The organism is Actinoplanes sp. NBC_00393, assembly GCF_036053395.1.
Lineage (GTDB): Bacteria > Actinomycetota > Actinomycetes > Mycobacteriales > Micromonosporaceae > Actinoplanes.
This window is the reverse complement of record NZ_CP107942.1, coordinates 8,743,138-8,755,350: the sequence shown is the minus strand read 5'-3', so window position 1 is coordinate 8,755,350 and position 12,213 is coordinate 8,743,138. Positions and strand designations below refer to the sequence as shown.

General features: G+C 70.1%; 12 protein-coding genes. 4 read left to right on the top strand and 8 right to left on the bottom strand.

What is annotated here, in order from left to right; all coding sequences use genetic code 11:
* The first annotated feature begins 817 nt into the window (after window positions 1-817).
* The 3 genes from OHA21_RS40545 (at window position 818) to OHA21_RS40535 (ending at window position 4,278) form a co-directional block, all read left to right on the top strand.
* The gene (locus tag OHA21_RS40545) at window positions 818-1,333 is read left to right on the top strand and encodes a hypothetical protein (RefSeq protein WP_328464358.1); all 516 of its coding nucleotides are present in this window, start codon (window positions 818-820) and stop codon (window positions 1,331-1,333) included.
* Window positions 1,334-1,620: 287 nt separating this feature from the next.
* The gene (locus OHA21_RS40540) at window positions 1,621-3,390 is read left to right on the top strand and encodes a DEAD/DEAH box helicase (RefSeq protein WP_328464356.1); all 1,770 of its coding nucleotides are present in this window, start codon (window positions 1,621-1,623) and stop codon (window positions 3,388-3,390) included.
* A 258-nt stretch (window positions 3,391-3,648) separates the two neighbouring features.
* Window positions 3,649-4,278, top strand: coding sequence for a putative glycolipid-binding domain-containing protein (locus OHA21_RS40535; protein ID WP_328464354.1), 630 nt, complete (start codon window positions 3,649-3,651; stop codon window positions 4,276-4,278).
* Here OHA21_RS40535 and OHA21_RS40530 read toward each other — a convergent pair.
* The 3 genes from OHA21_RS40530 to OHA21_RS40520 are packed head-to-tail and all read right to left on the bottom strand — an operon-like array spanning window position 4,262 to window position 7,157.
* Window positions 4,262-5,584, bottom strand: coding sequence for a hypothetical protein (locus OHA21_RS40530; protein ID WP_328464352.1), 1,323 nt, complete (start codon window positions 5,582-5,584; stop codon window positions 4,262-4,264). The genes OHA21_RS40535 and OHA21_RS40530 overlap by 17 nt on opposite strands.
* Before the next feature lie 35 nt (window positions 5,585-5,619).
* Entirely contained in the window at window positions 5,620-6,711 is a 1,092-nt protein-coding gene (locus OHA21_RS40525; RefSeq protein ID WP_328464350.1) for a PLP-dependent cysteine synthase family protein, read from the bottom strand.
* Window positions 6,708-7,157, bottom strand: a complete 450-nt coding sequence (locus tag OHA21_RS40520) for an Lrp/AsnC family transcriptional regulator (RefSeq protein ID WP_196417080.1) — start codon at window positions 7,155-7,157, stop codon at window positions 6,708-6,710. Before OHA21_RS40520 ends, OHA21_RS40525 begins: the two co-directional genes overlap by 4 nt.
* 213 nt (window positions 7,158-7,370) lie before the next feature.
* Between OHA21_RS40520 and OHA21_RS40515 the strand changes: the two genes are divergently transcribed.
* Window positions 7,371-7,646 (top strand): BldC family transcriptional regulator, encoded by a 276-nt coding sequence (locus tag OHA21_RS40515; RefSeq protein WP_045740459.1) that lies wholly within the window; start codon window positions 7,371-7,373, stop codon window positions 7,644-7,646.
* On the opposite strand, the gene OHA21_RS40510 is transcribed toward OHA21_RS40515, so the two are convergent.
* The 5 genes from OHA21_RS40510 to OHA21_RS40490 are packed head-to-tail and all read right to left on the bottom strand — an operon-like array spanning window position 7,619 to window position 12,186.
* Entirely contained in the window at window positions 7,619-8,272 is a 654-nt protein-coding gene (locus tag OHA21_RS40510; RefSeq protein ID WP_328464341.1) for a UbiX family flavin prenyltransferase, read from the bottom strand. The two genes, OHA21_RS40515 and OHA21_RS40510, sit on opposite strands and share 28 nt — an antisense overlap.
* Window positions 8,273-8,288: 16 nt before the next feature.
* On the bottom strand, window positions 8,289-9,317 hold the full coding sequence (locus OHA21_RS40505; RefSeq protein ID WP_328464339.1) for a hypothetical protein: 1,029 nt from the start codon (window positions 9,315-9,317) through the stop codon (window positions 8,289-8,291).
* Window positions 9,301-9,810, bottom strand: coding sequence for a SigE family RNA polymerase sigma factor (locus tag OHA21_RS40500; protein ID WP_328464337.1), 510 nt, complete (start codon window positions 9,808-9,810; stop codon window positions 9,301-9,303). Before OHA21_RS40500 ends, OHA21_RS40505 begins: the two co-directional genes overlap by 17 nt.
* Before the next feature lie 31 nt (window positions 9,811-9,841).
* Window positions 9,842-10,729 carry a menaquinone biosynthesis prenyltransferase MqnP gene (gene mqnP / locus OHA21_RS40495; RefSeq protein WP_328464335.1) on the bottom strand — a complete coding sequence of 296 codons (888 nt, stop codon included), beginning with the start codon at window positions 10,727-10,729 and terminating at the stop codon, window positions 9,842-9,844.
* A complete protein-coding gene (locus OHA21_RS40490; protein ID WP_328464333.1) occupies window positions 10,726-12,186 on the bottom strand; it encodes a menaquinone biosynthesis decarboxylase in 1,461 nt (486 codons plus the stop codon). Before OHA21_RS40490 ends, mqnP begins: the two co-directional genes overlap by 4 nt.
* Window positions 12,187-12,213: the final 27 nt, after the last annotated feature.

Genomic DNA, 12,213 nt, shown 5'->3' with positions numbered 1-12,213 from the left:
CTCCGCTGCGCCCGGGTCGGGGGCGGCGCGTGCCGTGGTGCCAGGGGCGCTGCGGCCTGCTGCCGATGAGCTGAACGCCGGCCAGGCAGCCGGGCGGCCGTCTGTCTACGGCACGCCGCATCTGACGCCGGTTGCCGCGTCGGATCCCGTGGAGCCTGAGCCGGAGAAGCCTGCACCGTCCGAGCCTGAGCCGGGCAAGCCCGAGCCGGAGAAGCCGGAGCCCGGCGAGCCGGACCCGAGTGAGCCCGAACCGTCCGAGCCGAAGCCGCAGCCGGTCCCGTCACCTCCGAAGCCGGGCGAACCGAAGCCAGGTCAGCCGAAACCGGGCGAACCGAAGCCAGGCGAGCCGAAACCGGGCGAGCCGAGCCGGCCGGAGCCGATCAAGCCGCCGTTTCCGCAGCCGCCGGGCCCTTTCCCGACGCCGACGCCCGAGCCAGGGCCCTCACCGGTCCCGCCCGGCCCCGGACCGTCGCCCGTGCCACCCGGCCCGGGCCCCAGCCCGGTCCCGCCCAGCCCGGGCCCGAGCCCGGTGCCGCCCGGCCCGGGCCCCAGCCCGGTCCCACCCGGGCCCGATCCGGCGCCTAGCCCAGTCCCACCAGGTCCAGGTCCGGGTCCTGCTCCTGGCCCCACGCCCAGCCCGGTTCCGCCGGGCCCGGTTCCGCCGGGCCCCGGCCCCAGTCCGGTACCGCCCAGCCCGGGTCCGAACCCCGTGCCGCCAGGACCAGGCCCCGATCCCGTGCCGCCCGGTCCGGGGCCGAACCCCGTACCGCCGGGTCCGGGACCGAGCCCGGTGCCGCCCGGCCCGGGACCTGGCCCGATGCCGCCGATCGTGCCGCCGCCCCCGGTCATCGGGAGTGGCCTGCCTGCCTATACGCTGCCGCCAACCGGCTCGGCCGGTCTGCCGCCGACGACGTACGGCAAACCCGCCGCCACGCCGAACTCCTCCCCGCCGGAGAACATCGACATGACGCAGCCGGTACACAACGGACCTCCGACCCCGCAGTCGTCGTGGGGTGCGCCGACCACGCCCGTGGATCCGGTGCCCGGTGGCGTGCCGCAGCAGCGCGGTCAGGGGACGGTCTACAGCACCGGCGGCTACCCGGCGATCGACATGACGATGCCCGTCTCGGACCCGCTGGAGAACTCCGGGTCGCTGACCGGCCACATCCTGGCGCAGGGTTGGTACGACGCTCCGGTCGAGCAGCGCCGCAGCAACCTCAAGGTGGTCGTCGCCATGCTGGCCGTGCTCGGTCTGCTGGTCACGATGAGCTTGGTGTTCGTGTTCACCGCGGGTGACGCTTTCACCGACATGATCAACAACCTGACCAACTGACGGGTCACCGACAGGCGCCTTAACTCGAACCGGTGACCAGCGACGTTTGCTGCCCTGAGCAGCAAGCTCTAAGCTGGCGAGGTTGCGCTCCGGGGTGAGCCTGCCCACTACCCGACGGGAATGCGGTCGGCGGTTCAGGCGTTGACCCGTACACTGATGGTAGTTATTGACGCGGCGTGCCCACCCGGTGCACGCCACGGGCGTTCTTGCGGGCATTTCAGCGAGCGGCTGCATCTGACAGCCGCGGCGGGCCATTCGCGAGCATGCGCCCCCGTAGAGAGGTTCTCTTGACCACTTTCGCTGATCCCAGCACGTTTCCGTCCGTAAACGAAACCCCCGCCACTGAAATCCAGGAGCCGGAGACCGCGGCCGCCCCCGCCGCCCCGGTCCGCAGCTTCGGCGACCTCGGCCTTCCCGCCGAGATCGTCCGGGTCCTCAACCGTGAGGGCATCACCACCCCGTTCGAGATTCAGGCCGCGACCGTTCCGGACGCGCTGGCCGGCCGTGACGTGCTGGGCCGTGGACAGACCGGTTCCGGCAAGACCCTGGCGTTCGGTCTGCCCGTGCTCGCGCGTACCGCGCAGGGCGGCAAGGCCCGCCCGCACCACCCGAAGGCTCTGATCCTGGTTCCGACCCGCGAGCTGGCGATGCAGGTCGCCGACTCGCTGATGCCGATCGGCCGGGCCGTCGGTGTCTTCCTGAAGACCGCTGTCGGCGGGGTTCCGTACGACCGGCAGATGGACGCTCTGCGCCGCGGCGTCGAGGTGATCGTCGCCACTCCGGGCCGGCTCGCCGACCTGATCGAGCGGGGCGCCTGCCGGCTCGACGACGTCGAGGTCACCGTGCTCGACGAGGCCGACCAGATGGCCGACATGGGCTTCCTGCCCGAGGTCACCGATCTGCTGTCCAAGACCCCGGAGAACGCACAGCGGCTGCTCTTCTCGGCCACTCTGGACGGTGACGTCGACACCCTGGTCAAGCGCTTCATGCACGACCCGGTGACGCACTCGACCGCTCCGGCCGAGGCCAGTGTGTCCACGATGGACCACCACCTGCTGCTGATCCCGCCGTCGGACAAGTTCCCGATCACCTCGTGGATCGCGAACCGGGAGGGCAAGACGATCGTCTTCGCCCGCACCCAGATGGGCGTGGACCGGCTTGCCGAGCAGCTCGCGGCGGTCGGTGTGCGTGCCGGCGCTCTGCACGGTGGCAAGACGCAGCGGGTGCGTACCCGTACGCTCGCCGAGTTCAAGGAGGGCCGGACGAACGTGCTGGTGGCGACCGACGTCGCCGCCCGCGGCATTCACGTCGACGGCATCTCCCTGGTCGTGCACGTCGACCCGCCGAAGGACCCGAAGGACTACCTGCACCGGGCCGGTCGCACCGCCCGGGCCGGCGAGTCCGGCGCGGTCGTGACGCTGGTTCTGCCGAAGCAGCGCCGCAGCACCCAGGCGATGATGGCCAAGGCCGGGGTTGCTCCGGGTGAGGTCCGGGTTCGCCTGGGCGACGAGAAGCTGGCCGACATCACCGGTGCTCGCGAGCCCAGTGGTGTGCCGGTTGTCGAGGAGCCGGAGCCGCGCCGCGAGCGGGGCGACCGTCCACGCCGGTTCGGTGACCGCCAGCGCGGTGGTTACGGCGACCGTCCGCAGCGTTCCTACGGTGACCGGGGCGGCGACCGCAACGGTGGCGAGCGCAACTTCGGCGACCGGCCGCGGCGGCCCTACGGTGACCGGCCGTCCGGCGACCGCGGCGGGGACCGTCAGTACGGCGACCGCCCCCAGTACGGCGACCGCCTTCAGTACGGCGACCGCCCGCAGTACGGTGACCGTCAGCAGTTCGGGGACCGTCAGCAGTTCGGGGACCGGCCGCGTGGGGAGCAGCGCCACTTCGGCGACCGCCCGGCGCGCACCGAGCGGACCGGCGGCGACCGGCACTTCGGTGACCGCCCGGCCCGGACCGGCGACCGCCCGACCGGCCAGCGCCGCGACGGCCGCACCGACCGGCGCGAAGGCCCGTCCGGCCGCTTCGGCACGGCCCGCCCGGCACGCAGCCACTGAGAACGGCACGCAGCCATCTCAGAACGGCACGCAGCCACCTGAGAACGGCACGCAGCCATCTCAGAACGGCACGCACTCATAAAAGATGAACGGAACCCCCGGCACGCAATCGCGTGCCGGGGGTTTCGCATACCACCTGCCGTTTCCCGGCGGCCGCGCTGCGGCCCGGAGTAAAGCCCAGATCGCGCGGTAGTCAGAAGACGCGTAGTTGTTGTCCAGCCGGATTACCCGTACGTCCAAAAGGGGTAGGTTACGGGCATGCCGCTGCCCACCGCGCTGTTCTGGGAGCGCCGCGATGTCGCCGGCGCCGAGCATGCCCTCCTGGAGGCCCGCACGGGCCTCTATGCGCACGGCACCGCGCTGGCCGCCGCCCCCGTGCCCTACGCCTGCCACTACGAGCTGCAAACCGATCCGGGCTGGGTGACCACCCGGCTGGATGTGCGGGCCGAGGGCGCCGGCTGGGCCCGGAGTGTGCGCCTGGAGCTGGCGGCCGGGCGGTGGCGGATCACCGCGACCGAGTCTGGTGATCTGGATGCCGCGCTGGTCGCGGCCGGACATGCCCGCGCGGGGCTGCCGGGCAGTGAGGATCCGGACCTGTTGTACGGGGCGTTCGACGTGGATCTGGGCGGTTCGCCGCTGACCAACAGCCTGCCGATCCGCCGACTGGACCTGTTGAAGGCGGAGGCCGGCGTCGCGCATCGGCTGAGCGTCGCGTGGGTGCTGGTGCCGAGCCTGGAGGTGGTGCAGGCGGACCAGATCTACACGCCGCTCGGCGACAACCGGGTGCGCTATGCGGATGAGACCTTCGCCGCCGAGCTGACCTGTGACGACGACGGGTTCGTGGTGGACTATCCGGGGTTGGCGGAGCGGGTCACACCCGGCTCTTGATCCAGCTCAGGCAGGCCTTGTCGACGGCCGCGAAGGGCTTGCCGAACGCGGTCGGGGCGGCTGCGGCCGGTTTCTGGCCCTGACGCAGGACGAGGTCGGCGAAGCGCATGAGCTTGGGTTCGCCGTATTTGGCGGCCATGCAGCCGGTCGCGTAGTGGCCCATCGCGTAGAGGGTGGAGACCGTCAGGTCGTCGGCGTCGTCGGTCAGCGATTTCACCGCGATCGACTTGGGGCTGCCGCGCTTGCGGAACGCGTCGGCCAGCACGTAACGGCTGTAGGTGTTCTGCGGCTTCTTCGGGTAGGCGCCGATGTACTCGGCGATGCCTTCGACCAGCCACTGATCGTCGTCGGTGTCCCGGCTGCTGAGCCCGGCGAGGGTGGCCACGTGCCCGAGTTCGTGCTGGATGATCAGCGAGATGTCCTCTTCCTGGAGCACCTTGCGGGTGCGCAGGACGATGTCGGTGCCGGCCGCGTTGAGCGGGATGGCGTACCCGATGGCCCAGCTCGAGTCGTTGCCGCCGTACCAGTTCTTCCAGCTCTTCTCGTCGGCCAGGTAGATCCGGTAGCGGGCGTTCTGCTTGTTGCCGATCAAGCCGGCGTAGCGGTCGGCGACCGCAGCGGCCTTGTCGGCGGCCTTGAGGAACCGCTTGAGGTACTTCTTCTGGCTGCTGGAACCGGCCACGACCACTCGTTTTCCGGTCGCGAAGCTGAGTGCCGGCCCTTCCCAGGGTGGGGCGGACAGGGCGCCCTGGTTCCTGGTGGTTTCCAGCGCGGTGATGACGTAGCGGTCGCCGCGCCGGGTGAGCGTCACGTCCTGGTAGAGCTTCGGCGGGCCGGACGAGTACGTGTTGCGCCACTCCGGGCAGGTCGCCCCGGTGAAGCAGTAGCTGAAGGTGGCGCTGACGATGGCTTTGGCGCTCGTCGACACCGAGCCGGGACGGCCGTGGTACTCGACCGGGCCGACGCCGAGGCCGCGGAGGTTGCGGAAGGTCGTGCGATAGCGGGCGACGAGTTTCGGCTGCTTCGTGTCGACCGGAGCGAGCCAGGCCTTCTCGTCGCCTTTGCTCAACGCCGCCGCCTGGGCTTCGAGCACGTTGAGGCCCTGTTCGAACGGGGTCAGGGCCCGGGACGGCTTCGGGGTCGGCACGGCTGCGGCCGGCTCGTCGGCCTCCGGCCAGAGCACCGCGGCCGCGGCCCCGCCGGCCAGGATCAGGAGCGCGAGCACAGCCGCGAGGACCGGCTTGTGCGAACGCTGGGCCGTCGGCGCCGCGGGCAGTTCGAGCACCGAAGGCGAGTGATCTTCCACGACCGTGGATTGAAACACGTGCCTTCGATGTGTGGCTATCCCGTCCAGGTGCCGTCCGCGAGGAAGCGGTCGACGACCGTCGCGTACGGGATCAGGTCCAGCTGCTGCGCGGCCACCCACTCGTCGGAGTAGTAGGTGTCGGCGTACCGCTCGCCACCGTCACAGATCAGCGTGACCACCGATCCGGTCCGCCCGGCCGCGAGCATCTCGGCGATCAGCCGGAACGCGCCCCACAGGTTGGTGCCGGTCGAACCACCGAGCCGGCGGCCGAGCACCGCCGAGCCGGCCCGCATGGCGGCCAGCGACGCGGCGTCCGGCACGTGCTCCATCCGGTCGACGACGGCGGGCTGGAAGGACGGCTCCACGCGGGGTCGCCCGATGCCTTCGATGCGGGAGCCCCGGCCGGTCACGACACTCCAGTCGCCGGCGAGATAAGCCTGCCAGAACGCCGACCCCTCGGGGTCGACAACGCAGAGCTTGGTCGGGAATCGGCGGTAGCGGGCGTACCGGCCGATGGTCGCGCTGGTGCCGCCGGTGCCGGCGCCGACGACGACCCACGCCGGTACGGGGTGCCGCTCCAGGGCCAGCTGGCTGTAGATCGACTCCGCGATGTTGTTGTTGCCCCGCCAGTCGGTGGCCCGTTCGGCGTGCGTGAACTGGTCCATGAAGTGCCCGTCCAGCTGGGCCGCGAGCCGCCGCGCCTCGGCCACCACCTGGGTCGGGTCGGCCACCAGGTGACACTTGCCGCCCTGGAACTCGATCAGCGAGATCTTCTCCGGCGAGGTGGCGGCCGGCATCACCGCGATGAACGGCAACCCGAGCATTCGCGCGAAATACGCCTCACTCACCGCGGTCGATCCGGACGAGGCTTCCACGATCGTCGTCTGCGGGCCGATCCAGCCATTGCAGAGGGCGTACAGGAAAAGCGATCGTGCCAGACGATGCTTGAGTGAACCGGTGGGGTGCGACGACTCGTCCTTGAGGTAGAGATCGATCCCCCAGGACAGCGGCAACGGGAACGGCAGCAGGTGGGTGTCGGCCGAACGGTTGGCGTCCGCCTCGACCAGCCCGATCGCGTCGCGGGTCCAATCCCGGACGGCGTCGTCGGAGCGCTCCAGGAAGGTCATCCGAGACCTGGCTGGGGCCGGTGCTCCCACTTGGTGGAGAGGGCGATCGCGGTGCGCGTCGATGCGACGCCGGGCGTGCGGTTGATCCGGACGATCAGCTGCTCCAGCTCGGCGATGGTGCCGACCCGCACGATGAGCTGGTAAGACTCCACGCCGGCCATGAAATAGCAGCTCTCCACCTCGGGCATGGCGCGGACGGCGGCGAGCACGTCGTCGGTGTCCGCTCCGGAGTCCTCGATGATGCCGATCAGCGCCGTGACGCCGAGCCCGATCGCCTCGTGGTCGATGTCAGCCCGGTAGCCGCGGATCGTTCCGGCGGTCTCGAGCTTACCCACTCGCTCATGCACGGCGGGTGCGGAGAGCCCGACCTTGCGGGCAAGTTCGGCGTACGACGAGCGCGCGTTCTCTCGTAGCAGGTCGATCAGCCGGAGGTCGATGGAGTCCATGGCTGAAACCCTAATCGGGTGGCGCTCCAGCCTTCACGCCCGGTAGCGGTGAATGGGCGGCAGGATAATGACCACTGTCGCAATCGGGGCTTTTTCCGCATTTCACGGACTTGGTTCAGGGGCGGTGCTCTAATGGCTTTACGTCCAGATCGAGCACGCCGACACTCACCGTGACCACCGGCCGCTCCAGATACCAAACCGGAGGAGGGGGTTGTGGACACTGGAGATCGTCTGCTGACACCGGGTGAGGTGGCCGCGTTATTCCGCGTCGACCCCAAGACGGTGACGCGTTGGGCTGCGGCCGGACGCATCGGCAGCATCCGTACTCCCGGTGGACACCGCCGATTCCGCGAGTCCGAGGTTCGAGCCCTCCTCGAGGGCGACGGTGTGATCGAGGAAATGCGCGAGGACGACGCCGCCAACAAGCCGCGTAACAACGGCCCGAGCAACCCCGGTGCGGGCTACGGCCCGCCCAACGGGTTGCGCTGACCGCGTCCCTCACCCAATTCACCGGTCCATCTCCGGAACAGCGAGTGGGGTACGCCCAAAGCGTCCACCACTTTGCCAGCCACGAAGTCGATCAGTTGTTGTGCCGTCGCGTCCGCCCCGGACCCGTAGAACCCGGGGCTGGCCGGCAGCACCACAGCCCCGGCATCGTGCAGTGCGATCAAATGCTCCAGGTGACTACGTGTGACCGGAGTCTCCCGCGGAACGATGACTGTGCGTCGCCGTTCCTTCAGGTTGACCTCGGCCGCGCGTTGCAGCAGATCCTTGGAGAGACCGATCGCGATTCCGGCACACGCCGCGGTACTCGCCGGCACCACCACCATGCCGCGCGCCGGGTACGAGCCACTGCTCGGCCCGGCCGCCAGATCACCGGCCGGCCAGTAGGCCAGGTCGCCAACACCCGCGTCGCGGCCGAGCCAGGCCGCGACGTCGTCCTTCCAGTGCGCGTCGCGGATCGTCGCGCCGGTCTCGTCCAGCAGAGTCAGCCGGGCGGCCCGGGAGACGACCAGGTCGACGGACTCGCCGGCGTCCAGCAGGGCGGTCAGCACCGCCTTCGCGTACGGGGTGCCGGATGCTCCGGAGACGCCGACGATCCAAGGTTCACGCATGCCTACCAGTGTGCCGTCAGCCTCGGGGAAGCCGCGCAGACACCGGCACCGCGTCGTCGACCGGGAACCAGGTTCCGCGGTCGTCCAGGTCGGCCGCCGGGGTCACCGAGCGCAGCACCTGCCGCAGGTCGGCCACGTTGTCACCGCGCGCCTGGAACAGCACTCCGGCGCCCTTGTCCCACCGGTAGCAGTCGAGGTCGACGCACTGGACCTTGCCGTCCGGGTACTTCGACTCGGCGGCCGGGGTCAGCGACACGGTGAGGCTCTTGCCCGGGCGTTCGGTGTTCGACCCGAACACCTGCGCGTCCCGCAGCCGCGCCTCGGCGGCCTGGCTGGTGAGGAAGGTCAGCCGCATCGGCTCCACCCGGCCGATCACCGTGCCCGCCGTGATCAGCCGGTAGTCGCCGGGCAGCTCGTCGACCCGGAACCCGATCCTCGCCGGCTGCGCGGGCGCCGGAACGAAGCCCTCGGCGACCGTCTGCGCCTCGGCCCGGCTCATCTCCAGGCCCGGCCACACCACCGCGGTGGCACCGTCGGCATACTCCCACTGCAGGTACTCGGGGCCGTCGTCGCCGCTGGTGGTCCGCATCCACTTCGCCGGGCGGCCGTCGACCGTCGCGGTGCCCACGGTGGTGCCGGTGCCCCAGGGGAACTTGATGATCCCCAGCGGCAGGATCCAGAGCCGGCCGACCTCCCGCCCGGATCGCCGGATCTCCGCCATCGAGCCGTCCAGGCCGACCGTGTCGGGTCGCTGGACACGCAGATTGCCGACGGCGTACGGCTGTGACAGCTCGGACAGCGACAGAAGGTTCGAGGTGGCGCTCGGGCTCGGCACGGCCGGTACGATCGCCGGTCGCGCCTCCGGCCGGGCCAGCAACTGCGGCACCCCGATCGACGCGGCCACCGCCACCACAGCCGCGAGCGCCCACCCGGAGTTGCGGCGCCGGCGCCGGGACCGCCCGGCCGCCACCACGTCGTCGACGTCGTACTTCAGCGGCGGCGCCTCCACCTTCGCCTCCCGCAGCAGGTCAGACAGTTGCCTCATGGCGCACCTCCCACTCGGTGCCGAGAATCCGGCGGAGCGCGTCGAGCCCGCGTGACGTGTACGCCTTGACCGTCCCCTCCGGGCAGCCCAGTGCCGCGGCGGTCTGCTGCACGCTGAGCCCCTCCAGGAACCGCAGCACCAGCACCGCCCGCTGCCGGGGTGGCAGGGTGGCCAGCGCCGCGCGGATCTGCAGCCGGTCCTCGACCGCGTGCGTGGCGTCCGGCTCGGGGCGGTCCGGCATCGCGTGGCTGTGCGACTTCTCCCGCCGCCACCACGGCCGGCGGGTCTCGTCGATCGCCGCCCGGATCACGGCGCTGCGCGCGTACGCCTCCGGGTTGTCGATCCGGTTCCATTTCACGTACAGCCGGGACAGCGCTGCGAGGACGGCGTCCTCGGCCACCTGCCAGTCGCCGCACGTCAGGTACGCCAGGCCGCGCAGCGACTCCATCCGCGCGCCGACGAACTCCCGGAACTCGGCCTCTCTATCGCTCACGCGGATTAGACGGAGGGTCCGGTCGATCCGGTTACAGCAGAACCAGATCGAGCAGGGCGAAGAGGAACAGGGCGATCCCGATGAAGCCGTTGGCGGTGAAGAACGCCCGGTTGACCTTGGAAAGATCGTTCTCGGTCACCACGACGTGCTGGTAGACCAGCGCACCCGCGGTGAGCAGCAGCCCGATCCACCAGAGCCAGCCGAGACCGACCAGCTGGCCGAACCAGACGAACAGCGCGAACGTCACGACGTGGGTGACGGTGGAGATGTGCAGGGCGGTCCGCACACCCCAGCGGGCCGGGGTGGAGTGCACGCCGATCCGGCGGTCCACCTCCACGTCCTGGCAGGCGTAGATGATGTCGAAGCCGCCGATCCACAGGCCCACCGCGGCGCCGAGCACCCAGGCCGGGAAGGAGCCGTCGAACGTACCGGTGATGCCCAGCCAGGCGCCGACCGGCGCGACAGCCTGGGCCAGCGCCAGCACGTAGTGCGGGTAGTTCGTGAACCGCTTCGCATACGGGTAGATCACCAGCGGGACCACCGCGAGCGGCGACAGCACCAGGCAGAGCGGGTTGAGCAGGCCGGCCGCGACGATCAGGACGACCAGCGAGACCAGGGCGCCGGTCCAGGCGGTCCGGACGCTCACCGCCCCGGTGACCAGCTCCCGATTCTGCGTACGCGGATTCAGCGCATCGATCTTCCGGTCCAGGATCCGGTTGGCGGCCATCGCGAAGGTCCGCCCCGACACCATGGCGATCGTGATCAGCACCAGGTCGCCCCAGTGCCGCCCGGTCCCGTCCCGGTCGATCGCGACCAGCGCGGAGAGATAGGCGAACGGCAGCGCGAAGACCGAGTGCTCGATCATGACCAGCCGCAGGAAGGACTTGACCTTCCCGGGCTGTTCCTCGACCGCCGTCATATGCCGTATTCCTTCCACCGCTTGTCGACGAGGGAGACGACCTCGGAAGACATGGTCATCTCCTCCGGCCAGCCCCGGGTGTAGCCCTCGGTGGGCAGCTTACGGGTGGCGTCGACGCCCGCCTTGCCACCCCAGAACTGCTGGTAGGAAGCGTGGTCCAGGTGGTCCACCGGCCCCTGGGTGAGCACCAGGTCGTGGGCGTAGTCGACGTTGCCGAACGCCCGGAACGCGACCTCCTGGTAGTCGTGCACGTCGCAGTCCTCGTCGACCACCACGATCAGCTTGGCCAGCGACATCAGGTGGGCGCCCCAGAGCGCGCTCATCACCTTCTGCGCGTGCTTCGGGTAGCGCTTGCGGATCGACACGATGAGGCAGTTGTGGAAGACGCCGGCGGCCGGCATGTCGTAGTCGACGATGTCCGGGATCAGCAGCTTCGCCAGCGGCAGGAAGATCCGCTCGGTGGCCTTGCCGAGGCCGTGGTCCTCCTGCGGCGGCTTCGACGTGATGATCGAGTGGTAGATCGGCTTCTTGCGCATCGTCATGGTCTCGACGTGCAGCACCGGGAACGGCTCGACCGGCGTGTAGTAGCCGGTGTGGTCGCCGAACGGGCCCTCCGGTAGCCGCTCGCCCGGCTCCAGGTAGCCCTCCAGCACGATCTGCGCCTCGGCCGGCACCTGCAGCGGCACGGTCAGGCAGTCGACCATCTCGATCCGCTCGCCCTTGAGATAGCCGGCGAACAGGTATTCGTCGATGTCGGACGGCAGGGGCGCGCTCGACGCGTACGAAACCACGGGGTCGCAACCGAAGGCGACCGCGACCGGAAGGCGCTGGCCGAGCCGCTCGGCCACCGCGTGATGCGCGGTGGAATCCTTGTGGATCTGCCAGTGCATGCCGAGGGTGTTCCTCGAATGCTGCTGGAGCCGGTAGAGGCCGAGGTTGCGCTTGCCGGTCTCCGGGTGCTTGGTGTGCGTCAGCCCGAAGTTGTGGAAGATGCCGCCGTCACCGGGCCAGACCTGCAGACCGGGCAGCTTGTTCAGGTCGACGTCGTCGCCCTTGAGCACCACCTCTTGGCAGGGCGCGGACTTGATCTTCTTCGGCGGCATCGACTTGAGCTGAAGCACCTTGCCGATGCCCTCCCGGATGCCGGACCAGCCGACCGGCAGCTCCGGTTTGATCATGGAGCCGATCCGCTCGCCGACCTCGTCGAGGCGCTCGACGCCGAGGGCCATCGCCATCCGCTTCTCGGTGCCGAACAGGTTGATCACCAGCGGCATGTCGCCCCGGGTCGGCCGCTCGAAGAGCAGCGCCGGGCCACCGGCCCGCACGGTACGCGTGACGATCTCGCTGATCTCCAGCGTCGGGTCCACCGGCACCTTGATCCGGCGCAGCTCACCGGCTGCTTCCAGGGCGGTGATGAAGCTCTGCAGATCGGCATAGGGGAATCCACGGGGCGCCATGGCAACCAGTCTTGCACCGGAGTGCTG

What these genes read in the sequence shown, in the direction of transcription:
- OHA21_RS40545 (WP_328464358.1), top strand. Translation starts at nt 818, where the DNA reads ATGCCGCCGATCGTGCCGCCGCCCCCGGTCATCGGGAGTGGCCTGCCT.
- OHA21_RS40505 (WP_328464339.1), bottom strand. Translation starts at nt 9,317, where the DNA reads ATGAGGCAACTGTCTGACCTGCTGCGGGAGGCGAAGGTGGAGGCGCCG.
- OHA21_RS40490 (WP_328464333.1), bottom strand. Translation starts at nt 12,186, where the DNA reads ATGGCGCCCCGTGGATTCCCCTATGCCGATCTGCAGAGCTTCATCACC.
- OHA21_RS40525 (WP_328464350.1), bottom strand. Translation starts at nt 6,711, where the DNA reads ATGACCTTCCTGGAGCGCTCCGACGACGCCGTCCGGGATTGGACCCGC.
- OHA21_RS40510 (WP_328464341.1), bottom strand. Translation starts at nt 8,272, where the DNA reads ATGCGTGAACCTTGGATCGTCGGCGTCTCCGGAGCATCCGGCACCCCG.
- mqnP (WP_328464335.1), bottom strand. Translation starts at nt 10,729, where the DNA reads ATGACGGCGGTCGAGGAACAGCCCGGGAAGGTCAAGTCCTTCCTGCGG.
- OHA21_RS40535 (WP_328464354.1), top strand. Translation starts at nt 3,649, where the DNA reads ATGCCGCTGCCCACCGCGCTGTTCTGGGAGCGCCGCGATGTCGCCGGC.
- OHA21_RS40520 (WP_196417080.1), bottom strand. Translation starts at nt 7,157, where the DNA reads ATGGACTCCATCGACCTCCGGCTGATCGACCTGCTACGAGAGAACGCG.